Origin of the sequence: Pseudoxanthomonas sp. USHLN014 (assembly GCF_037153335.1) — a bacterium.
GTDB lineage: Bacteria > Pseudomonadota > Gammaproteobacteria > Xanthomonadales > Xanthomonadaceae > Pseudoxanthomonas_A > Pseudoxanthomonas_A winnipegensis.
Genome location: NZ_JBBCKO010000007.1, coordinates 187,250 through 207,835, shown reverse-complemented (window position 1 = coordinate 207,835; position 20,586 = coordinate 187,250). Strand labels below are relative to the sequence as shown.

Below are 20,586 nucleotides of genomic sequence, written 5' to 3'. Positions count from 1 at the left end.
ACCCACAAGGCAGAACCCCATGTCCAAGACCATCGAAACCCTCGACGGCTTCCGCATCGAAGTCGACGCCGACGCCCAGCGCGGCGACATCGTGCTGGACCGCGCGCCGTTCAACACCATCAGCATGGACCAGCGCGACGCGCTGCGCCTGGCGTTCGAGCGGCTCGACGCCGATGCGCGCGTGCGCGTGATCGTGCTGCGTGCCGAGGGCGAGCACTTCTCCTCCGGCGGCTACATCATGGGCTTCCTGGAGGCCTCGCCGGAGCATGTCTCGCATCTGGCCTGGAACATCGCCGCCCCGGCGCGCGCCAGCAAGCCGGTCATCGCCGCCAACCGCGGCTACACGTTCGGGGTGGGTTTCGAGATCTCGCTGGCCTGCGATTTCCGCATCGTCTCCGAGACGGTCGAGTACGCGCTGCCGGAACAGAAGCTCGGCCAGATCCCGGGCTCGGGCGGCTCGGCGCGCCTGCAGAAGATCGTCGGCATCACCCGCACCAAGGACATCGTCATGCGCTCCAAGCGCATCAAGGCGCAGCAGGCCTACGACTGGGGCATCGCCACCGAGCTGGTCGCCGACGGCGAGCTGGAAGCGGCCACCGACGCGCTGGTCAAGGAGCTGATCGGCTTCTCGCCGCTGGCCCAGCGCACCGCCAAGAAACTGCTCAACGATACCGAGGACGCCTCGCTGTCCATCGCGATCGAGCTGGAAGGCCATTGCTACAGCCGCCTGCGCAGCTCGGACGACTTCCGCGAAGGCGTGGAGGCCTTCCACGCCAAGCGCAAGCCGAACTTCCAGGGCCGCTGATCGCGGGCAACGGCGCAGGCGCGCTGTGCCCCGCGCCACCACGCGGGTGCGGCGCGCGTCGATCTTCTTCCTGGCCAGCGCCGGTTGCGGTGGGCCGCGTAGGGTAGTGCGATGACGCAAGTGTTCGACGAGGTGATCGTAGGCGGCGGATCGGCCGGCTGCGTGCTGGCCAACCGGCTCTCGACCCATCCCGCCCGGCGCGTGCTGCTGGTCGAGGCCGGCATCGACACGCCACCGGGCCAGGTGCACGAGGCGTTGCTGGACAGCTATCCGATGGCGCTGTTCCATGGCGAGCGCTACATCTGGCCCGGGCTGTCGGCCTCGACCACGCGCGCTGCGGATGGCCGCGTGCTGTCGCGCGCCTACGAGCAGGGCCGGGTGATGGGCGGCGGCTCGTCGATCAACGTGCAGGCGGCCAATCGCGGATTGCCGCGCGATTACGACGCCTGGGCCGCGCTGGGGGCCGAGGGCTGGGACTGGGACGGCGTGCTGCCGTACTTCCGCAAGCTTGAGCGCGACCTCGACTGCGACGGCCCGCTGCACGGCCGCGACGGGCCGATTCCGATCCGCCGCATCAGGCCACAGGCATTCCCGCCCTATGCGACCGCGGTGACGCAGGCGCTGTCCGCCAGCGGCCTTTCCATGCGGCTGGACCAGAATGGGGACTTCGAGGATGGGCTGTTCCCACCGGCGTTCTCCAACGAGCACGACCGGCGCGTGTCCAGCGCGACGGGCTATCTCGACGCGAGCGTGCGTGCGCGCCGCAACCTGGCGATTCGCGCCAACACACGCGTGGTCGGGCTGAAGTTCGAAGGCCGCCGCGTGGTCGGTGTCGAGCTGGAGCGAGACGGCGTGCGCGAGTTGGTCTACGCCGGGCGCGTCAGCCTCACCGCCGGCGCGCTGCAGTCGCCGGCGCTGCTGATGCGTGCGGGCGTCGGCGATGGCCAGGCGCTGGCGGCGCTCGGGATCCAGGTCATCGCCAATCGCCCCGGCGTGGGCCGCAACCTGCACGATCATCCGGCGCTGACGCTGTGCCAGTACCTGCCGCGCGCGCTGCGCCTGCCGCCGAGCTATCGCCGCGCCAGCTTCGTGGCCATGCGCTACAGCTCGGGCATCGAAGGCGGCAGCGCATCGGACATGTACCTCACCGCCTCGGCGCGCGCCGGCTGGCATGCGCTGGGCCAGCGCCTGAGCCTGTTCTTCCTGTGGTGCAACCAGCCGCACTCGCAGGGGCGCGTGCAGCTGGTCTCGGCCTCGTCCGACGACTATCCGAAGGTCGATCTCAACCTGCTCTCCGCGCCGGCCGATCTGCGACGGATGATGCACGGCGTGCGCCAGCTGGTGCGGCTGGCCGTGTGCGAGGCGCTCAATCCGGACATCGACGATCTGTTCCCGGCCGGCTTCACGCCGGCGATCAAGCAGCTCAGCGCGGTCACGCGCCGCAACGCGCTGCTGACCGGGTTGCTGGGCGCGCTGCTGGACGTGCCGGCGTCGCTGCGCCAGCGGGTGCTGCGCCGGGTGATGAACGGCGGGCGTTCGCTGGCGTCGGTGCTGGGCGACGATGCGCGGCTGGAAGCCTTCGTGCGCGCCAACGTGTTCGGCGTGTGGCACGCCAGCGGCACCTGCCGCATGGGCCGCGCGGACGATCCGAGCGCGGTCGTGGATCCGGCCGGCAAGGTGATCGGCGTGGACAACCTCTACGTCGCCGACGCCTCGGTGATGCCGCGCCTGCCGTCGGCCAACACCAACATTCCGACCATCATGATCGCCGAGAAGATCGCGGACGGCATGCGCAAGGCGGTGTGAGCCGCACCAACGTCCAAAGCCGAAGCAGAACCCCCAGCGCGTCATTCCCGCGAACGCGGGAACCCAGGGACTTCGCTCTTCGCCTTTGCCGGCGCGTCAACGGACGCTCGCCGCCTCACCCACTCAGCAGCGCTCGCCGCAAACCTACTGCCCCGCCTCCGCATCCACGCCCTGCCGCCACCGCTTCACCGTCCCCGTCTCGATCTCGAACAGATCCAGCACCCGCCCCACCGTATGGTCGACCATCGCATCGATCGACTCGGGGCGCGCATAGAACGCCGGCACCGGCGGGGCGATGATCGCGCCCATCTCCGAGAGCTGGGTCATGCTGCGCAGGTGGCCGGTATGTAGCGGCGTCTCGCGCACCATCAGCACCAGGCGACGGCGCTCCTTCAGCACCACGTCGGCGGCGCGCGTGAGCAGGCTGGAGGTCACGCCGGTGGCGATCTCGGACATCGAGCGCATCGAGCACGGCGCGACGATCATGCCGCGCGTGCGGAACGAGCCGGAGGAGATCGAGGCGGCGATGTCCTGGTGCGCATGGACCTGCGTGGCCAGCGCCTTGACCTCGGCGATCTTCAGGTCGGTCTCGTGGGCGATGGTGATCTCTGCGGACTTGGACATCACCAGGTGCGCGGGGATCCGCAGCGCCTTGAGCATCTCCAGCAGGCGCACGCCATAGATCACGCCGCTGGCGCCGGAGATGCCGACGATGAGCGGCGGGTTCTGCTGCGGGTCTGCACGCATCGGCTGGTCTCCAGAGTCGGCCATCACGGCGTGGCGCCGGCCACGCCCGGCGCCTGGTAGATGTGCTTGAGTTCGGTGAAATCGGCCAGCGCGTCGTAGCCGTGCAGACGGCCCAGGCCGCTCTGGCGATAGCCGCCGGTCTCCACTTCGGCCAGCAGCCGGTTGTGCTCGTTGATCCACACCGTGCCGTTGCGCAGGGCGCGGGCCACGCGCAGGGCGCGCGCGCCGTCGTGCGTCCACACGCTGGCCGACAGGCCGAACACGGTGTGGTTGGCCCGCGCGATGGCCTCGGCCTCGTCCTCGAACGACTCCAGCACCAGGAACGGGCCGAAGATCTCGTCCTGGACGAAGTCGGCACCGCTGTCGCGGTGATACACCAGCGCGGGCTTGAAGAACGCGCCTTCGGCCAGCGCGCCGTCGGGCACGCCGCCGCGCAGCAGCACCTGGTCGGCGAGCTCGCAGGCCTGGGCGACCTGGGCGGCGACGCCATCGCGCGCGCGCCGGTCGATCAGCGGGCCGATCTGCGAGGCCGGATCGATGCCGGGGCCCAGGCGCAGCGACTCCAGCGCGCCGGTCAGCGCCTGCTTCATCTCCGAGAGCCTGCTCTTGTGCACCAGCACGCGCCGCGCCGCGGTGCACTGCTGGCCGGAGAGGATGGTCGCGGCGGCGGCCAGCCTGGGCGCGACCGCGTTCACCTCGGCGTCGGGGAACACCAGGCAGGCCGAGTTGCCGCCGAGTTCCAGCGAGAGCTTCTTCATGCTGTCGGCGGCGTTGCGCATGATGGTCTTGCCCACCGCGGTCGAGCCGGTGAAGCAGATCACGTCCACCGCGTGCGAGGTGGCCAGCAGCGAAGCGCCGGCGCTGCCGGCCTCGCTGAAAACGTTGACCACGCCGGCCGGCAGCTGCGGATGCTGCAGCAGCGGGGCCAGGATCGCGGCGTTGAACAGCGTGGTCTGCGCGGCGGGCTTGACCACCACCGTGCAGCCGGCGGCCAGCGCCGGGCCGAGTGCGCGCACCAGCAGCACCGCCGGCGCATTCCACGGCACGATGATGCCGGCCACGCCGGCCGGCTCGCGCAGCACGGTGGACAGCACGCCGGGCTCGGGTTCCAGCACATGGCCGGGAATGTGGCGGGCCAGGCCGGCGTAGTACTCGATCTCGGAGATCGCGCCGGCCACCTCGCCGCGCGACTGCGCGATGACCTTGCCGTTCTCGAGGGTCAGCAGCTCGGCCAGTTCATCGGCGCCTGCCTGCAGGGCGGCGGCCCAGTCCAGCAGCACGCGCTGGCGCAGGCGCGGCGAGGCGGCCCAGGCGCCGTGGTCGAAGGCGCGGCGGGCCGCGTCGATGGCGGCCTGCGCCTCGGCCGCGCCGCCGTCGGCGTACTGGCCGAGGGCCTGGCCGTTGGCCGGGTCCTGGCTGGGAAGGAAGGCGGTGCCGACGGCCTTGCCGTCGATCCAGTGCATGGCGGGGGAACGGGTCACGGAAGCGTCCTGGGTGCATGGCGCACGACGATCCGGACGCGTCTGTGGCGGGACATCCCGCGCGGGACGGCGCCGGCCCGCGGCCGCGCCGATGCGCGCTGCATCCCACCGCGCCTCCCGACCGCCGCGCCCGGAGGAAATCGAGGCTCGGCGGCGGCGCGCCCGCGGACGGCGCGCCACTCCCGAGGGCGACGCTAGCGCGGGCTAGGCATCAAGTCTAATAATCAGTCTTTATTTTTTTTATCAGATGATCTGATAAGGATCGGCTCCAGCGCCTCGCGCGTCTCGTGCAGCGCCTCGCGCAGGCGCTCGACCAGCAGCATCGCCGCCGGCCCCAGCGGATGCCGCGCCTGGTGGATGACGACCAGATGGCGGGTGATGCGCGAGCGGCCGATCGAATATCCCACCAGCGAGCCATCCAGCAGCTGCCGGTGCACGGCGATGCTGGGCAGCACGGTGAACCAGTCGCTGCGCGCGACCAGGTCGGCGATGGAGTCGGTCGAGTCGATCTCCAGCTGCGGTTCCAGCTCGACGGTGAGCCCGGCCATGTGGCGCTCCAGCTCGGCGCGCAGGCCGTGGCGCTTGGACGGCAGCACCAGCTTCAGCGCGGCCACGTCGCCGAGCGAGCGGATCTTCGGCGGGGCGTTGCCGCGCGCGCCGACCAGGACCATCTCTTCTTCCAGCAGCGGGATCATCTCCAGCCCCAGGCGGCGCGCCGGCCGGTTGATCACCGCCACGTCCAGGCGGCCGGCGTTGACCCATTCGATGAAGGTCTGCGAATAGCCATCGGCGATGGAGATCCGCACGTCCGGATAGTCGGCCGAGTAGGCCATCAGCACGCCGGGAATCACGCTGCGCGTGACCGAGGACAGCACGCCGATGGAGACCTCGCCGGAGACGGTGCCCGACAGGTTGGCCATATGCGTCATCGCCGCGGCCAAATCGCGCTGGATCGGCGTCACCAGCCGGTGCAGCGTGCGGCCGGCGGCGGTCGGCACCATGCGCTTGGGGGTGCGCTCGAACAGCTTCTGCTCCAGCTCGCGCTCCAGCTTGGCGATCTGCATCGACAGCGCGGGCTGGACCACGTTCATGCGCTGCGCCGCGCGCGTGACGCTGCCTTCTTCGTACAGCGCCAGGAAGTAATTGATCTGTCGCAGGTCCATCGCCCCCTCCGGGATGAGGTCAGAAAATCTGATGGATCATATCTAAATTCATTATTTGGAATTATCGACTTCCTGGGCGAGGCTGCGGCCGTTGCCCCTTCCGGGGTGCGCCCGTCGGGCTGGCCATCGCCGCCAAGCGCGACGCCGGCGCGGCTTCGCCGCGCACGGCCACAACTCGAGCAACGTTCATCCATTTCCGAGGAGGGGAAACATGAGCGGAACCACGACCTCGCCAGGCGGGGCGACGGGGGCGGCTGCGCCCATTCCACCGCGCAAGGTGCTGCTTGCGGCCTTCGCCTCCACCTTCGGGTGGGCGCTGGATCTGTTCGACCTGTTCCTGCTGCTCTACGTCGCCCCGATCGTGGGCCGGCTGTTCTTCCCCTCGCACACGCCCACGCTGTCGCTGGCGGCGGTCTATGCCTCGTTCGCGGTGGCGCTACTGGTGCGCCCGCTGGGCTCGGCCGTGTTCGGCGCCTATGCCGATCGCAAGGGCCGCAAGCTGGCGCTGATGGTGGCGATGGTCGGCGTCGGCCTGGCCACCGCGGCCTTCGGCGTGCTGCCGACCATCGAGCAGGTCGGCCTCCTGGCGCCGGTGCTGTTCCTGGTGCTACGCGTGGTGCAGGGCCTGTTCGTCGGCGGCATCGTCGCCTCCACCCACACCATCGGCACCGAGTCGATCCCGCCGCGGTATCGCGGTCTGGTATCCGGCCTGGTCGGCGGCGCCGGCGCCGGCATCGGCGCGCTGATGGCCTCCTTCGCCTACTTCGTGCTGTCGGGCATCTTCCCCGATGCGCAGTTCGACCAGTGGGGCTGGCGCTTCATGTTCTTCACCGGGCTGATCAGCACGGCCTTCGGCCTGATCATGTTCAAGTTCCTCGAGGAATCGCCGGTCTGGAAGCAGTTGCAGGAAGCCAAGTCCAGCGGCAAGGTCGCCGCCGCGCCGAAGGTCTCGCCGCTGCGGCGCGTGTTCGGCCGCGAGTACCGCAAGGTCATGCTGGTCAACCTGCTGATCACCTTCGGTGGCGGTGCGACCTACTACCTGACCTCCGGCTACCTGCCGACCCTGCTCAACCTGGTGGCCAAGGTGCCGCACGGGGAGAGTTCGCACATCCTGATGTGGGGCTCGGTGGCGGTGATCGTCAGCGCGCTGTTCTTCGGCTGGCTCAGCGACAAGGTCGGGCGCAAGCCGAGCTTCATCGTCGCCGGCCTGGCCGCGCTGGTCGGCCTGCCGCTGCTGTTCCATGGCGTGAGCGGTGCGGCCGGTTCGGTCGACACGGTGCTGCTGTACGCGGTGGCGATCTCGCTGATCGGCGGCGCGGCGATCGCGCCGATCATGATCTTTCTCAACGAGCGCTTCTCGACCGATCTGCGCGCCAGCGGCACTGGACTGAGCTGGAACATCGGCTTCGCCCTGGGCGGGACCATGCCGACCTTCGTGTCCCTGGCCAGCGCCACGCCCGCGCAGATTCCGACGGTGCTGGCGGTGTTCACCGGCGTGATCGGCCTGATCTACCTGATCGGCGCGGTGGTCATCCCCGAGACGCGCGGCAGGACGCTTTAGACCGCGCGCGATCGCCCAGGCCCCGCGCCGGGTGGTCCGCTCGCGACTCCTTGCCGGCACCCGGGCGTGCCGGTGTTCCCACACGGCGCGCGTAGCCCCTGGCGTGCGGCCGACCGATGGAGGCAACCATGGCTGATTCCAATCCCCGATCCGGCAACACGCACGGCGCGCTGTCGTTGCGTCAGTGGCTGGACCGCCTGTCCGCGCGCGGCGAGCTGGCCGTGGCCCGCGACGGGCTCAGGCTGCGGCACGAGATCGCGGCGGTCGCGCACAAGCTGGACGGGCGCCAGGCCACGTTCTTTCCCCGTCCCGATGGCGCGCATGCGATCCCGGTGATCTCCGGCATCGTGTCCGACCGTGGCTGGATGGCCGAGGCGCTGGGCGTGGCGCAGGACGAGCTGCTGGCGCGGTTCCAGCACGCCGCGTCCAACCCGATTCCGTGGAAGGAGGTCGGCGACGCCCCCGCGCAGGAGGTGGTGCACACGCAGATCGATCTGCTCAGGCAGCTGCCGATCCCCACCCACAACGAACACGACAGCGGCGCCTACATCACCGCCGGCCTGCTGATCTCGCGCAGCCCGGAAACCGGCATCCAGAACGTCGCCATCCACCGCTGCCAGATCAGCGGCAAGAACCGCATCGGCGTGCTGCTGCTGCCGCGCCACACCGACCACTACTACCGCATGGCCGAGAAGGACGGCAAGCCGCTGCAGATGGCCATCGCCATCGGCGTGGACCCGGCCACGCTGCTGTCCTCGCAGGCGATCGTGCCGGTGGACCACGACGAGCTGGAGATCGCCGGCGCCTTGCACGGCCAGCCGCTGGAAGTGGTCAAGTGCACCACCAACGAGGTGCGCGTGCCGGCGCAGGCCGAGATCGTCATCGAGGGCAGGCTGCTGGCCGACGAACGCGAGGAGGAAGGGCCGTTCGGCGAATTTCCGCAGTACTACGGCGAGCGCGCGCGTCGCCATGTGATCGAGGTCGACGCGATCACCCATCGCCACGATGCGGTGTTCCACACCATCGTCGGCGGCGGCCTGGAGCACCTGCTGCTGGGCGCGATCCCGCGTGAGGCCACCATCCTCAATGAGCTGCAGCGCAGCTTCCCCGGCGTGCGCGATGTGCACCTGGCACTGGGCGGGGTCGGCCGCTATCACCTGTACGTGAAGCTGGACAAGCGCCAGAACGGCGAGGGCAAGAACGTCATCCTCGGCGCGTTCGCCGCGCACTACGACATCAAGCATGTGGTGGTGGTCGACACCGACGTGGACATCCATGACCCGCAGGAAGTCGAGTGGGCGGTGGCCACGCGCTTCCAGGCCGATCGCGATCTGGTGGTGATCGGCAACAGCCAGGGCTCCAAGCTCGATCCGTCCACCGACGATGGCGTGGGCGCCAAGATGGGACTGGACGCCACCATCCCGGTCGATGCGCCGGAGATGAAGTACAAGCGCATCCGCATTCCCGGCGAAGACACGCTGGACCTGCAGGCCGTGATCACCGGCCGCCAGGACTGGCGCGGCCCATCCGACCGCGCCGCATGAACACCTTCGGGAGGGGGAGCGCCATGCGCAAGTGCAAGATCGCCGTCCTGATGACCACGGCGCTGGCCGCGGGCATCCCCGCCGCACAGGCGCAGATGGCCAGCCAGGACGCCGGCTATCCGCTGGCCGCGCAGGGCTGGGGCGGCAAGACCGGTGCCGACACCTGGATGTCGCGCTATGTGGAGGACTGGACCGCGCTGCGCGATCCGGCCAAGCGCACCGGCGTCTTCGACGGACTCAAGTACATCCCGTTCAACGACAGCGGCGACACCTATCTGAGCGTAAGCGTGGAGCAGCGCTTCCGCGGCGACTATTACAGCGCCATCGGCCTGCGCGAGGGCGCGGCCTCGCAGTCGCCGTGGCTGTATCGTGCCTTCCTCGGTGCGGACCTGCATGTGGGCGAGCACGTCCGCGCGTTCACCGAGCTGGCGCATGGCGGTTACGACGGCCGCAACGTCACCAGCTTCCCGGCTTCGCAGCGCGACGACGCGTTCCTGCAGCAGGCCTTCGTCGATCTGACCGGCAAGTGGGGTGATGCCGAGGTCGGCGTGCGCGTGGGGCGACAGGATTTCCAGGACGGCCCGCAGTGGCTGGTGACCACGCGCGAGAACTCCAACACCCGCGTCACCTTTGACGGCGTGCGTGCGTGGGCGATCGGTGCGGACCGTCGGCTGGACGTGTTCGACTATCGCTATGTCGATCAGCAGGGCGGCTATTTCGACGACGGCACGCTGTCGGGCAAGCGCTTCAGCGGTGCGCTGGCCGGCTTCCGGATGGCGGGCACCGGCCTGTACCTGGAGCCTTTCTGGTTCCATGCCCGCGACGACAACAAGGCCTGGGGCGGCAAGGTCGCCAGGGAAACGCGCGACTACTTCGGCATGCACTTCTACGGCACGCATGGCGCGCTGACGTTCGACACCGCCGCGATGTACCAGACCGGCGACTTCGGCGAGCGTGACCTGCGCGCCTACTCGGCGTACTCGACCTTCAACTGGAAGCTCTCCGGCACCGGCTGGGCGCCGCAGGTCGGCTTCCACGCCGACCTGAGCTCCGGCGGCGGCGCCTACGGCAGCGGCACGCTGCGCAACAGCTCGATCCTGTTCGGCAGCGGGCCGTATCACAGCTGGGCGACCTGGTTCGGCAGCACCAACTACATCGCCTTCGCGCCGATGTTCCAGTTCGCGCCGAGCAAGACCACCAGCGTGCAGCTGCAGTATCAGCGGATGTGGCGCCAGAGCACCGATGACGCCATCTACAGCGGCGCCGGCACCGCTTATGCCGGCACGCAGCGGACCGACGGCAGACGCATCGGCGACCTGCTGCGGCTCAACGCCACATGGAAGGTCAGTCGGTATGTGGCGTTCACCGCGCGCGCCGAGCGCTTCCTGGCCGCGGGGGCGATGGAGGATGCCGGCTACGGCGACGCCACGTTCATCGGCGGGTTCATGACGTTCCGCTTCTGAGGGATGCCTTGGGCTTGCGGGGATTCGCCCGGTCGAGGAGGCGTCCTCCGGTTGCCGTACCGCAGCGCACGGACGAAAGTGCAATAGGCAGCGCGAGGGGGCGGTCCGCTAGAATTTCAGTCCTCTTTCCCGGCGGATATCGCGATGATCCCGACGTCTTCAGCGCGCCCGATGCGCGGCAAGGTGTATGAGAGCGCGCAGGCGGCGCTCGATGGCGTGGTGGCGGACGGCCAGACCCTGGCGGTCGGCGGCTTCGGCCTGTGCGGCATCCCCGAGGCGCTGATCGCCGCGCTGCGCGACACCGGCGTGCGCAACCTCACCGTGATCTCCAACAACGCCGGCGTCGACGGCTTCGGCCTGGGCCAGCTGCTGGCAACGCGCCAGATCCGCAAGATGATTTCGTCCTACGTGGGCGAGAACAAGGAGTTCGAACGGCAGTTCCTGTCCGGCGAGCTGGAGCTGGAGTTCAACCCGCAGGGTACGCTGGCCGAGCGCCTGCGCGCCGGCGGCGCGGGCATCCCGGCCTTCTTTACCGCCACTGGCTACGGCACGGTGATCGCGCAGGGCAAGGAGACGCGCGAGTTCGACGGCAAGCACTACGTGCTGGAGACCGCGCTGCACGCCCATGTGGCCCTGATCAAGGCGTGGAAGGCCGACACCGCCGGCAACCTGCTGTTCCGCAAGACCGCGCGCAACTTCAACCCGGCCTGCGCCATGGCCGGACAGGTGTGCGTGGCCGAGGTCGAGGAGATCGTCGAGGTCGGCAGCTTCGATCCCGACCAGGTGCATCTGCCGGGCATCTATGTCGATCGCCTGGTCCTCAACGCGCATCCGGAGAAGCGCATCGAACAACGCACCGTGCGTGCCGCAGGAGACAAGTGATGGCCTGGACCCGCGAACAGATGGCCGCGCGCGCCGCGCAGGAGCTGGCCGACGGCATGTACGTCAACCTCGGCATCGGCCTGCCGACGCTGGTGGCCAACTACATTCCCGAGGGCGTGGACGTGTGGCTGCAGTCGGAGAACGGCCTGCTGGGCATCGGCCCGTTCCCGAGCGAGGACGAGGTGGACGCCGATCTGATCAACGCCGGCAAGCAGACCGTGACCGCGCGGCCGGGCGCCAGCTTCTTCGGCAGCCACGACTCGTTCGCGATGATCCGCGGCGGCCATATCGATCTGGCGATCCTGGGCGCGATGCAGGTCAGCGAGCGGGGCGACCTGGCCAACTGGATGGTGCCCGGCAAGATGGTCAAGGGCATGGGCGGGGCGATGGACCTGGTCGCCGGCGTCAAGCGCGTGGTGGTGCTCATGGAGCACGTGGCCAAGGACGGCAGCCACAAGCTGCTGCCCGACTGCGATCTGCCCCTGACCGGCGTGGCCGTGGTCGACCGCATCATCACCGACCTGGGTGTGTTCGACGTCACCGCCGAGGGCCTGAAGCTGGTGGAGCTGGCTGATGGGGTGAGCCGCGAGGAGATCGTGGAGAGGACGGGAGCGCGTCTGGCTGCCGGTTAAGCGGATCGGGCGAACGCGTTAGTCGCCATCGCTGTTCTCGAGTAGGCCGAGTACTGCTGCCGCGGTGCGATGCCCGTGACCAGAGGCGTGCACGACATGAATAAGCGTGAGTTCGATGGCGTGCGCGAGGGTGCCGTCGATCTGGCCTTGCTCGGGCTCGAAGTCCTCGGGCGACAGATGCGCGTCAAGCAGCGGGCGCAATGCCTCCAGTCGTACCCAGTACATGCTGCCGGAAGGGAAGACCGTTGCAGTCGGCGCGATGGCAGGCAGCCCACAGCGCACTTCCAGAAAGTCCAGCGCATCCGCATTTGCGCCCATGAACCGCTCCAGCGGCAGCACGTGGCCTTCGGGTGCGATCAGGCCCAGGTCGGGCGTCTGGTGTGCGTGTTCCAGCAGCGCGACGGCGCGCTGGCCGGCCAGGCGCTCCACCAGTTCCCGCCGCCACTGCGCGCCGTTGTCGCGGTGCACGGATTGTTTGGTGTGCAGTTTCAGCACCCATTCCACACCGGCCTCGAGCAGGCGATCGGCTACATGCAGGAAGGGCAGCACGTCGCGGCCCCGGTTCTCATAAGCGGCGACCTCCCAGTCCAGGCCGCAGCCCGCGAGCAGGTCGCGCAGCGCATCGGCCTTCTCCGGCGAGGTGGTGAAGATGGCGCGCCACGCCAGGCCAGAGGCGCGCAGCGAGGCCACGAGGTCCGGCACGGCCTCCAGGTACCACGCGTGCACCACCACGTGCGGGCGTCGATCCGGCGCGGGCACCGGCAGCAGCGCGTTGCGCGTGGCATTGAGCCAGGCGTGGCCCAGGCGGATATCCGGCTCCAGCACGGCGCCCTCGGCCCATTCGTTCCACGCGTTGACGAACACCAGGCGTTCATCGCGGCGATCGGAGGGCAGGCGCTGCGCGATCGTGGCGCGCAGCCAGTCGCGATAGCCACGCGGCGAAGCATGCAGATAGCTGCGCCCATGGCCGGCGCGCCGCGGCTCGTTGTCCCAACCGGGATTGACGGCGGGGTAGCGCGGATAGCCCGGATCGGGGCGCGCGACGATCTCCCGCGCCAACGCGCGCCAGTCCAGCGCGCTGCCGCCGTACTCGGGATTGATCAGACGCTGCCGCGCCGTCAGGTCGGGCGGGGTGGCCAGATTGGGCGGAAACTCGATCGCCGCATCGAAGCCGATGCTGTTGGGCACCGGCCGCTCGAATCCCTGGACATAGGCCAGATGCAGCTCGCCGACGCCGTGCTCCCGACACCACTGGCGCCAGCGCGCGGCGGTGGCCGCGGCATCGGGCAACAGGCCAGGGCGATAGACCAGCAGCAGCGGCTTGCCGTCCACGCGCAGATAGCGCGGATCGCGCAGGTACTGGGCGACATGGGCGATGAAGGCCAGGTCGTCGGCCTCACTGTGCTGCTGGTCGATCAGCGTCACGCCGCTGCGGCCGTCCCAGTTGCGCGCCCAGCGCTCGTTGGCCCAGCACAGGCACAAAGGCAGCGCCAGATCGGGCGTTTCCAGCCAGCGTTGCAGCGGCGTCTCGAGCAAACGCTTGCCGCCGAACCAATAGAAATAAGCGCAGAAACCCTCGACGCCGTGCTCGCGCGCCAGCGCGGCCTGCCGGCGCAGCGTGTCGACATCGCGCAAATCGTAGAAGCCCAGATCCGAGGGAAGCCGCGGCTGCTGATGTCCCTCGAATTGCGGCAGCGCCTGGGTCACGTTGCGCCATTCGGTGAAACCCTCGCCCCACCACGCGTCGTTCTCCGGGATCGGATGGAACTGCGGCAGATAGAAGGCGATCACGCGCGCCGGCAGCGGCGATGGCAGCGGCACGGGCGCCTGAGGCGGCTGATAGCCGATCGCCGCCCGCACCGCGCGCACCGTCGGCCGACGCGATGAAAGCCCCGCATCCTGTCGCCCGCGCGGGGCGGGCGGCAGCCAGCCGTGGAAGCGCTGCAGCAGCCGATTGCGAACGCGATCGCGCTGCGCCTGCGACATCGGCATCAGGCGGAACACCGCACGCGCGGTCGTGAACAGCAACCTGCGCAGGCGTGGAGAATGCGGACTCGGCATGCTCAAATGATCCCAGAATCGACGCTGGCAGGCACCCGCAGGCTTGGGATGACACGCAACGACGCGCTGCTGGCACTGCGCACGCACTGGCTCGCTCCCGAGGACGCGCAGGCCTTGCAGCAGCAGCTGACCGAAACTCTGCCCTGGTCCATCCACCGCATCCGCCTGTTCGGGCGCTGGGTGGATTCGCCGCGGCTGAGCTGCTGGATCGGCGATCCGCAGGCGGTGTATCGGTATTCGGGGCAGACCTTCGCGCCGCATCCGTGGACGCAGGCGCTGGCGGCGCTGCGCGATCGCCTGCGCGAGGAGCTGGGGGTGCCGTTCAACAGTGTGCTAGCCAATCTGTACCGGGATGGGCGCGATGCGATGGGCTGGCACAGTGACGACGAGCCGGAGCTGGCGGCCGAGCCGGTGATCGCTTCGCTCAGTCTCGGCGCGGCGCGGCGCTTCGTGCTGCGCCGGCGCGACGACCACGCGGTCAAGCAGACGCTGGTGCTCGCGCCGGGCAGCTTGCTGGTGATGCGTGGGCCCTGCCAGCGCGACTGGCAGCATGCGCTGCCGCGCACCGCCAAGCCGGTGGGGCCGCGCCTCAACGTCACCTTCCGCCACATCCGGCCGCTGCGGCGCTGAAAGCGAGGCCGGACGCGGCAGGCGCGTTCAGCGGATCTACGGGGAGGCGCGCGGCGGTGTGGCCGGCTGCGCGGCGGCGGTGGTCAGCGTCCAGCCGACGATCTGACCGGTCAGCTGCACCAGCGCCTGGTCAAAGGCCGGCACCACCTGGGCGATGTCCGTGCCGGCGGCCGGCTGGGCGACGCTGAAGGTGCGCGAGGCGAGCACGCTCTGGTCGAGGTTGCGCACCAGCTTGGCATTGACCACCAGCGTGGCCGCCGGCGTGGCGCCGCCGGCGTAGTCCGATTCGAAGCGGCGCACGTCCAGCAGCAGCTTGTAGGTGCCGTGGATGCCGGATTCGGCGCTGCCCACGCCGCCGGTCTTGCCGCTGTCCTCGAACGTGCGCAACACCGCGTCCTCCAGCATGCTGGTGGCGCTCTGCGCCCAGGACGCACCCTTGTAGACCTGCAGTTCGTCGGGGCTCGGGCGCACCGCGATGCGTGCGCTGTCGAGCAGGCGCGGCGCGGTCGGCTTGGTCACCACGATCGAGGCCGCCACCTGCGGCCAGGCCGGTTCGGGCGTCACCTGCACGGGCGGTGCGTAGATGGTGGTCGGCGTGCGCGCGCCGCCGCCCAGCAGGGACGAGCAGCCCGCCAGGGCCAGGGTCGAGGCCAGCGTCAAAAACAGCAGCGGCGCCTTCATTTGGGTTCGAACTCCTTGGGTGCGTCGCGGCCAAGCAGGTAGCGCGCGGGGTTGCCTTCCAGCCGGTCGCTGACCTGGCGCAGGTCGCGGATCAGGCCGCGCAGCTCGCCCAGCGTGGGCCCGAGCTGGCCCAGGCCGTCGTTGGCGAAGCTGTTGATGGCCTGGCGGTTCTCGCCCAGGATCGCGTCGGCGTTGCCGGCGGCCGAGTCGAGCTTGGCCAGAGCGGCATCCAGCTTGGCCAGCGTGGCCGGCAGCTGCTGCACGACGTGGCGGTCCAGGTCGCTGAGGGTGCCGTTGGCGGTGGTCAGGGTGCGGTCCAGGTTCTGCGCCGCGTCGCGCGCGGACACCAGCAGCGCCTGCACGCCGGCCTCGCGGTTGGCGATGTCGCCGCTGATCGACTGCAGGTTCTGCAGCGTGGAGGAGATGGCCGCCACGTTCTTGTCGCTGAGTACCTGATCGAGTTTCTCGACGATGCGGTTGGCCGTGTCGGTGATGTTCTGCAGCGCCGAGGGGCTGGTGCGGATCACCGGCACGTCGCGCTTGTCCACCTCGGTCAGCGCGCGCGATTGCGGCGAGCCGCCGCTGAGCTGGATGATCGATGGGCCGGTCAGGCTGGTGATGGCCAGCTTGGCGGTGGTGTCGGTCTTGACCGGCGTGCTCGAATCCAGGCGCAGCTGGGCGATGACTTGGCTGGGGTCGTTGGGCGCCAGCGAGAGCTTGGTGATCGAACCGACCGCGATGCCGTTGTACTGCACCGGGCTGCCCACGCTCAGGCCGGTGACGGCCTCGCGGAACACCACCTGGTAGGCCTGGAAGCTGCGCTCGGACGAATACTTTGCCGCCCACAGCCCGAACAGCAGCAGGCCGATGCCCACGATGATGGTGAAGGCGCCGATCAGGACGTAATTGGCCTTGGTCTCCAAATCCGGTGCTCCGCTAGTCGTTAACGCGCATCGCGCGCGGCCCGGGCCCGTGGCCCGTGGAAATATTCCTGCACCCACGGGTGATCGAACTGCTCGACCTCGGACAGCGGCGCGTTGACCACCACCTGCTTGTCCGCCAGCACCGCCACGCGGTCGCAGATAGCGTACAGGGTGTCCAGGTCGTGGGTGATGATGAACACGGTCAGGCCCAGCGCTTCCTGCAGGGTCTTGATCAGCGTGTCGAACGCGGCCGCGCCGATCGGGTCCAGCCCGGCGGTGGGCTCGTCCAGGAACAGCAGCGGCGGGTCCAGCGCAAGCGCGCGGGCGATGCCGGCGCGCTTGCGCATGCCGCCTGACAGCTGCGAGGGCAGCTTGTTGACCGTGTCGGCCGGCAGGCCGGCCAGCTTCACCTTCAGCAGGGCCAGTTCGTAGCGGAAGGTCTCGGGCAGCTCGGGGTGGTGTTCCTTCAGCGGCACCTGCACGTTCTCGCCCACGGTCAGCGAGGAGAACAGCGCGCCGTCCTGGAACAGCACCCCGGTATTGCGCTCGATGCGCTGGCGCGCGGCGCGGCCGCCGTGGCGCGCGTCCTCGCCCAGCACCTCGATCTGGCCGGCCTCGGGGATCTGCAGCCCCAGGATGCTGCGCATCAGCACCGACTTGCCGGTGCCCGAGCCGCCGACGATGCCGATGATCTCGCCGCGCCGCACGGTCAGGTCCAGCCCGTCGTGCACGGTCTGCGCGCCGAAGCGGTTGACCAGCCCGCGCACGCGGATCACCGCGTCGGTCTCGTCCTGCCCGTCCTGCTGTGCATCGTCAGGCGCGGGCGTGGCGGCGAGCGCGTTCACCAGCCCACCTGCATGAACCACAGCGCGGCGAAGGCGTCGATCACGATCACCAGCGAGATCGTCTGCACCACGCTGGAGGTGGTGCGCTCGCCCACCGACTGCGCCGTGCCCTGCACCTGCAGGCCTTCCAGGCAGCCGATCAGGCCGATCACCATGGCGAACACCGGCACCTTCACCAGGCCGACCAGCATGTGGCGCAGTTCGATCGTGTCGTGCAGGCGCGCCAGATACATCTGCGGCGGGATGTTGAGGTCGAAGGCGCCGACCGTCACGCCGCCGGCCAGGCCGGCCATCATCGCCACGAAGGTCAGCAGCGGCAGGGTGAACAGCAGCGCGAGCAGGCGCGGGATCACCAGCAGGTCGATCGGGTCCAGGCCCAGCGTGCGGATCGCATCGACCTCCTCGCGGCTCTTCATCGCGCCGATCTGGGCGGTGAACGAGCTGGCGGTGCGGCCGGCCACCACGATCGCGGTCATCAGCGGCGCCAGCTCGCGCAGGGTGGCGATCGAGACCAGCTCGACCACATAGATCTGCGCGCCGAAGTCACGCAGGATCGTCGAGCCGAGGAAGGCGATCACCGCGCCGACCAGATAGGACAGCAGCGCCACCAGCGGCACCGCGTCCAGGCCGACCTGTTCCATGTGGTGCACGGTGGAGGTCAGGCGCAGGCGGTGCGGCTCGTGCACGATGCGCATCAGCTTGACCAGGTTCTCGCCGGTGAAGCTGACCAGGGCCATGATCGCCCGGCCGTTCTGCTGGACCTGGTAGCCCAGGCGCGCCAGTGCGGCCAGGAAGCCGTAGTCGCGTTTCCTGCGGGGCCGGTCGTCGACCACGTCCTCGATGCTGGACACCAGCGCCTGGTGGTCCTGGCGAAACAGCAGGTTCTCCAGCGGCAGCTTGTTGCGGCTGGCGTAGCGCAGCAGCGCCAGCACGCCAGCCGAATCCAGCCGCGACACCCCGGTAGCGTCCAGCGTCTGCGCGTCCTCGGGAATGGCGGTGAGCTGGCGGCCCACATCCAGGGCGCAGGCCAGCGTCCAGTTGCCCAGCAACCGGGCCCGCGTGGGCTCGGCCGGGTCGATGCGGACCTCGGGCTGTGTCGGGGCGGGCGTGGTCATGGCGGTCTGGCCGCGAGCATACAGGCTATGCCGGTGAAGGTCAGGGTCACGCCGACCAGGGACCGGCGGCCCAGCGGTTCGCGCAGCCACAGCGCGCCCAGGATGACCAGAAAGACAGAGGCCGACTCGTTGAGGATCGCCGCCACCGCCGCCGGCGCGTACTTGTAGCCGCCCAGCCACAGCACCATCGACAGGCCCTGTCCGCACATCGCGGCCAGCACCAGCCGGCCCCACGGCACCGGTTCGGGGTCGAAGCGGAAATGCGCGCGCGTGCGCGGCCACGCCGCCAGTGCCAGCAGGCCGGCCACCGCGCCGAGCAGGCGCAGCAGGGTGATCCACAGCAGCGAGTGCGCCTCCAGCACGCGCTTGAGCATCACGATCGACACCGCCATCAGCGCGATCGAGGCCGCGCCGATCAGCACCCCGCGCAGCGCATGCGCCGGCCGGGTCTGCCAAGTGCCCGTGGGCCGGGCGATCAGCAGCACGCCGCCGGCCACCAGCGCGAAACCCAGCCACTGCCACGGGCCCAGCCGCTCGCCCAGGAAGGCATAGCCCATCAGCAGCACCAGCGGGCTGTAGAGATTGCCGACCACGCCCATGCGCCCGGCGCCGAGCTCGTTGAGCGCGCGGAAGTACAGCGTATCGGCCACGGCGATGCCCATGATCCCGCTGACCAGCGTCAGCAGCAGCGCGCCGACGCTCAGGCTGGGGAGCTGGCCCTGGGTGGAGACCAGCGCCAGCGGGGTCAGCGCCAGCAGCACCAGGCCGTTCTTGAACAGGTTCAGCGTCGGCGGCGGCAGGGTGCGGCCTAGCTGCCGGGCCAGGATCACGCCGAACGCCCAGGTCGCCGCGCTGCCCAGGGCCATGGCTTCGCCCAGGCCGATGTTCATAGGGAGCAGGGGAGCGGCATGGGCACGCGGTCGCGAAAGGAGCAGCCCATCAGTGTAGGAGAACGCGCGCCCCCGCCTACACTAGGCGTCAACTCCCGAAGCCGTGTCGATGTCCCGTCCACCCGCGCCCGCCACCTACGCCCAGCGCATCGCCTTTGTCTGCGAGATCGCCGCGCGCCTGCATCGCTACGGCACCACCGCCCAGCGCCTGGAGGGCAGCATCCTGGCCCTGTCGGCGCAGCTGGGGCTGGACTGCGAGCCCTGGTCCAACCCGACCGGCATGATCCTGAGCTTCAGCGATCCCAAGCGCGCGCTGGGGGCCAGCGACACGACCCGCGTGATCCGCCTGGCCCCGGGCGAGAACGATCTCTACAAGCTCAGCGAAGCCGACCGCATCGCCGACGCGGTCGCCGGCGGGCAGATGAGCCTGGCCGAGGGCCATGCCGCGCTGCGCGCGCTGGACCAGCTGCCCACGCGCGGTTTCCGCCTGATGCAGATCCTGGCCTACGGGCTGGCCGCCGGCGGCGTGGCCGGGCTGTGGCGGCTGCCGTGGCTGGACATCGCCACCGCCACGCTGATCGGCCTGCTGATCGGCGTGCTCTCGCAGCTGACCGACCGTCGCCCGCAGCTGCGCGAGGCCAGCGATGCCATCGCCTCGCTGGTGGCCGGCCTGGTGGCCATCCTGATCTCCAATCTGGTCGGCCCGCTCAACCTCAACTCGGTGATCATCACCGCGCTGGTCGTGCTGCTGCCGGGCATGAGCCTGACCAACGCCTTCAACGAGCTCACCAGCCAGCACTGGGTGTCGGGCACGGCGCGCTTCGCCGGCGCGGTCACCACGGTGATCAAGCTGGCCGTGGGCAGCATCATCGCCGTCACCCTGGCCCAGCTGCTGGGCCTGTACCCGGAGGTGCGCGCGCTGCGGCCGCAGCCGGACTGGGTGGAATGGGGCGCGCTGGTGATCAGCGCCTTCGCCTTCGCGGTGCTGTTCAAGGCGCATCGGCGCGATTACCCCTGGGCGATGGGCGCGGCGATCTGCGGATATCTGATTTCGCGTTACGCCGGCAAGGCCTGGGGCAGCGAGGTCGGCCTGTTCCTGTCGGCGCTGGTGATGACGGCGCTGGGCAATGCGTTCGCGCGTTATTACAACCGGCCCGGTGCGCTGATCCGGCTGCCCGGCATCATCATGCTGGTGCCGGGCAGCGCCAGCCTGCGCGTGCTGATGAATCTGGCCAGCGGGGCCAACAGTCCGGATTCGACCCTGCTGGTGGTGCTGCAGATCCTGATGGCGCTGGTGGCCGGCCTGCTGTTCGGCAATCTGCTGATTTCGGCGCGCAAGGCGCTCTAGCGCTTCGAT

Annotated in this window: 18 protein-coding genes; 9 read left to right on the top strand and 9 right to left on the bottom strand. The window is 69.7% G+C overall.

Annotated elements, in window-relative coordinates; translation table 11 throughout:
• Positions 1 to 19: 19 nt before the first annotated feature.
• Both WFQ05_RS14210 and WFQ05_RS14205 read left to right on the top strand, forming a co-directional pair.
• Entirely contained in the window at positions 20 to 805 is a 786-nt protein-coding gene (locus WFQ05_RS14210; RefSeq protein WP_130523106.1) for an enoyl-CoA hydratase-related protein, read from the top strand.
• Positions 806 to 916: 111 nt separating this feature from the next.
• On the top strand, positions 917 to 2,611 hold the full coding sequence (locus tag WFQ05_RS14205) for a GMC oxidoreductase (protein ID WP_337054285.1): 1,695 nt from the start codon (positions 917 to 919) through the stop codon (positions 2,609 to 2,611).
• 144 nt (positions 2,612 to 2,755) lie between these two features.
• Here the strand turns inward: WFQ05_RS14205 and WFQ05_RS14200 are convergent, their stop codons facing one another.
• The 3 genes from WFQ05_RS14200 to WFQ05_RS14190 all read right to left on the bottom strand — a co-directional run bounded on the left by WFQ05_RS14200 (position 2,756) and on the right by WFQ05_RS14190 (position 6,002).
• Positions 2,756 to 3,358, bottom strand: coding sequence for a UbiX family flavin prenyltransferase (locus WFQ05_RS14200; RefSeq protein ID WP_130523108.1), 603 nt, complete (start codon positions 3,356 to 3,358; stop codon positions 2,756 to 2,758).
• Positions 3,359 to 3,381: 23 nt separating this feature from the next.
• Complete coding sequence (locus tag WFQ05_RS14195; protein WP_337054284.1) at positions 3,382 to 4,839, bottom strand: aldehyde dehydrogenase family protein; 1,458 nt, start codon at positions 4,837 to 4,839, stop codon at positions 3,382 to 3,384.
• A gap of 224 nt (positions 4,840 to 5,063) precedes the next feature.
• Entirely contained in the window at positions 5,064 to 6,002 is a 939-nt protein-coding gene (locus WFQ05_RS14190) for a LysR family transcriptional regulator (protein ID WP_130523109.1), read from the bottom strand.
• A 211-nt stretch (positions 6,003 to 6,213) separates the two neighbouring features.
• Here WFQ05_RS14190 and WFQ05_RS14185 point away from each other — a divergent pair, with 211 nt between their 5' ends.
• The 5 genes from WFQ05_RS14185 to WFQ05_RS14165 all read left to right on the top strand — a co-directional run bounded on the left by WFQ05_RS14185 (position 6,214) and on the right by WFQ05_RS14165 (position 12,084).
• Positions 6,214 to 7,563 carry an MFS transporter gene (locus tag WFQ05_RS14185; RefSeq protein WP_337054283.1) on the top strand — a complete coding sequence of 450 codons (1,350 nt, stop codon included), beginning with the start codon at positions 6,214 to 6,216 and terminating at the stop codon, positions 7,561 to 7,563.
• A 128-nt stretch (positions 7,564 to 7,691) separates the two neighbouring features.
• Positions 7,692 to 9,107 (top strand): UbiD family decarboxylase, encoded by a 1,416-nt coding sequence (locus WFQ05_RS14180; protein WP_337054282.1) that lies wholly within the window; start codon positions 7,692 to 7,694, stop codon positions 9,105 to 9,107.
• 23 nt (positions 9,108 to 9,130) lie between these two features.
• Complete coding sequence (locus tag WFQ05_RS14175) at positions 9,131 to 10,570, top strand: alginate export family protein (protein WP_337054281.1); 1,440 nt, start codon at positions 9,131 to 9,133, stop codon at positions 10,568 to 10,570.
• 171 nt (positions 10,571 to 10,741) lie between these two features.
• Positions 10,742 to 11,452, top strand: a complete 711-nt coding sequence (locus tag WFQ05_RS14170; RefSeq protein ID WP_337054314.1) for a CoA transferase subunit A — start codon at positions 10,742 to 10,744, stop codon at positions 11,450 to 11,452.
• On the top strand, positions 11,452 to 12,084 hold the full coding sequence (locus WFQ05_RS14165) for a CoA transferase subunit B (RefSeq protein WP_337054280.1): 633 nt from the start codon (positions 11,452 to 11,454) through the stop codon (positions 12,082 to 12,084). The genes WFQ05_RS14170 and WFQ05_RS14165 overlap by 1 nt, the downstream gene beginning before the upstream one ends.
• 18 nt (positions 12,085 to 12,102) lie before the next feature.
• On the opposite strand, the gene WFQ05_RS14160 is transcribed toward WFQ05_RS14165, so the two are convergent.
• Positions 12,103 to 14,151: a glycoside hydrolase family 99-like domain-containing protein gene (locus tag WFQ05_RS14160; RefSeq protein WP_337054279.1), complete on the bottom strand. Its 2,049-nt coding sequence runs from the start codon at positions 14,149 to 14,151 to the stop codon at positions 12,103 to 12,105.
• A 42-nt stretch (positions 14,152 to 14,193) separates the two neighbouring features.
• On the opposite strand from WFQ05_RS14160, the gene WFQ05_RS14155 reads away from it, so the two are divergent.
• Positions 14,194 to 14,775, top strand: a complete 582-nt coding sequence (locus WFQ05_RS14155; RefSeq protein ID WP_337054278.1) for an alpha-ketoglutarate-dependent dioxygenase AlkB — start codon at positions 14,194 to 14,196, stop codon at positions 14,773 to 14,775.
• Positions 14,776 to 14,811: 36 nt separating this feature from the next.
• Here the strand turns inward: WFQ05_RS14155 and WFQ05_RS14150 are convergent, their stop codons facing one another.
• The 5 genes from WFQ05_RS14150 to WFQ05_RS14130 form a co-directional block, all read right to left on the bottom strand.
• Positions 14,812 to 15,456 carry an ABC-type transport auxiliary lipoprotein family protein gene (locus tag WFQ05_RS14150; protein ID WP_337054277.1) on the bottom strand — a complete coding sequence of 215 codons (645 nt, stop codon included), beginning with the start codon at positions 15,454 to 15,456 and terminating at the stop codon, positions 14,812 to 14,814.
• Positions 15,453 to 16,379, bottom strand: coding sequence for an MlaD family protein (locus WFQ05_RS14145; RefSeq protein ID WP_130515304.1), 927 nt, complete (start codon positions 16,377 to 16,379; stop codon positions 15,453 to 15,455). Before WFQ05_RS14145 ends, WFQ05_RS14150 begins: the two co-directional genes overlap by 4 nt.
• A gap of 20 nt (positions 16,380 to 16,399) precedes the next feature.
• On the bottom strand, positions 16,400 to 17,155 hold the full coding sequence (locus tag WFQ05_RS14140) for an ABC transporter ATP-binding protein (protein ID WP_130531012.1): 756 nt from the start codon (positions 17,153 to 17,155) through the stop codon (positions 16,400 to 16,402).
• A 65-nt stretch (positions 17,156 to 17,220) separates the two neighbouring features.
• Positions 17,221 to 18,339: an ABC transporter permease gene (locus tag WFQ05_RS14135; RefSeq protein WP_337054276.1), complete on the bottom strand. Its 1,119-nt coding sequence runs from the start codon at positions 18,337 to 18,339 to the stop codon at positions 17,221 to 17,223.
• Complete coding sequence (locus tag WFQ05_RS14130) at positions 18,336 to 19,229, bottom strand: DMT family transporter (RefSeq protein ID WP_337054275.1); 894 nt, start codon at positions 19,227 to 19,229, stop codon at positions 18,336 to 18,338. Before WFQ05_RS14130 ends, WFQ05_RS14135 begins: the two co-directional genes overlap by 4 nt.
• A 109-nt stretch (positions 19,230 to 19,338) precedes the next feature.
• Between WFQ05_RS14130 and WFQ05_RS14125 the strand changes: the two genes are divergently transcribed.
• A complete protein-coding gene (locus WFQ05_RS14125) occupies positions 19,339 to 20,577 on the top strand; it encodes a threonine/serine exporter family protein (protein WP_130515310.1) in 1,239 nt (412 codons plus the stop codon).
• Positions 20,578 to 20,586 lie beyond the last annotated feature (9 nt).

Bases quoted from the DNA above. Each gene is read 5' to 3' on its own strand.
- WFQ05_RS14175 (WP_337054281.1), top strand. From the start codon at position 9,131: ATGCGCAAGTGCAAGATCGCCGTCCTGATGACCACGGCGCTGGCCGCG.
- WFQ05_RS14190 (WP_130523109.1), bottom strand. From the start codon at position 6,002: ATGGACCTGCGACAGATCAATTACTTCCTGGCGCTGTACGAAGAAGGC.
- WFQ05_RS14170 (WP_337054314.1), top strand. From the start codon at position 10,742: ATGCGCGGCAAGGTGTATGAGAGCGCGCAGGCGGCGCTCGATGGCGTG.
- WFQ05_RS14165 (WP_337054280.1), top strand. From the start codon at position 11,452: ATGGCCTGGACCCGCGAACAGATGGCCGCGCGCGCCGCGCAGGAGCTG.
- WFQ05_RS14155 (WP_337054278.1), top strand. From the start codon at position 14,194: ATGACACGCAACGACGCGCTGCTGGCACTGCGCACGCACTGGCTCGCT.
- WFQ05_RS14205 (WP_337054285.1), top strand. From the start codon at position 917: ATGACGCAAGTGTTCGACGAGGTGATCGTAGGCGGCGGATCGGCCGGC.
- WFQ05_RS14150 (WP_337054277.1), bottom strand. From the start codon at position 15,456: ATGAAGGCGCCGCTGCTGTTTTTGACGCTGGCCTCGACCCTGGCCCTG.
- WFQ05_RS14130 (WP_337054275.1), bottom strand. From the start codon at position 19,229: ATGAACATCGGCCTGGGCGAAGCCATGGCCCTGGGCAGCGCGGCGACC.
- WFQ05_RS14200 (WP_130523108.1), bottom strand. From the start codon at position 3,358: ATGCGTGCAGACCCGCAGCAGAACCCGCCGCTCATCGTCGGCATCTCC.
- WFQ05_RS14135 (WP_337054276.1), bottom strand. From the start codon at position 18,339: ATGACCACGCCCGCCCCGACACAGCCCGAGGTCCGCATCGACCCGGCC.
- WFQ05_RS14185 (WP_337054283.1), top strand. From the start codon at position 6,214: ATGAGCGGAACCACGACCTCGCCAGGCGGGGCGACGGGGGCGGCTGCG.
- WFQ05_RS14210 (WP_130523106.1), top strand. From the start codon at position 20: ATGTCCAAGACCATCGAAACCCTCGACGGCTTCCGCATCGAAGTCGAC.
- WFQ05_RS14125 (WP_130515310.1), top strand. From the start codon at position 19,339: ATGTCCCGTCCACCCGCGCCCGCCACCTACGCCCAGCGCATCGCCTTT.
- WFQ05_RS14180 (WP_337054282.1), top strand. From the start codon at position 7,692: ATGGCTGATTCCAATCCCCGATCCGGCAACACGCACGGCGCGCTGTCG.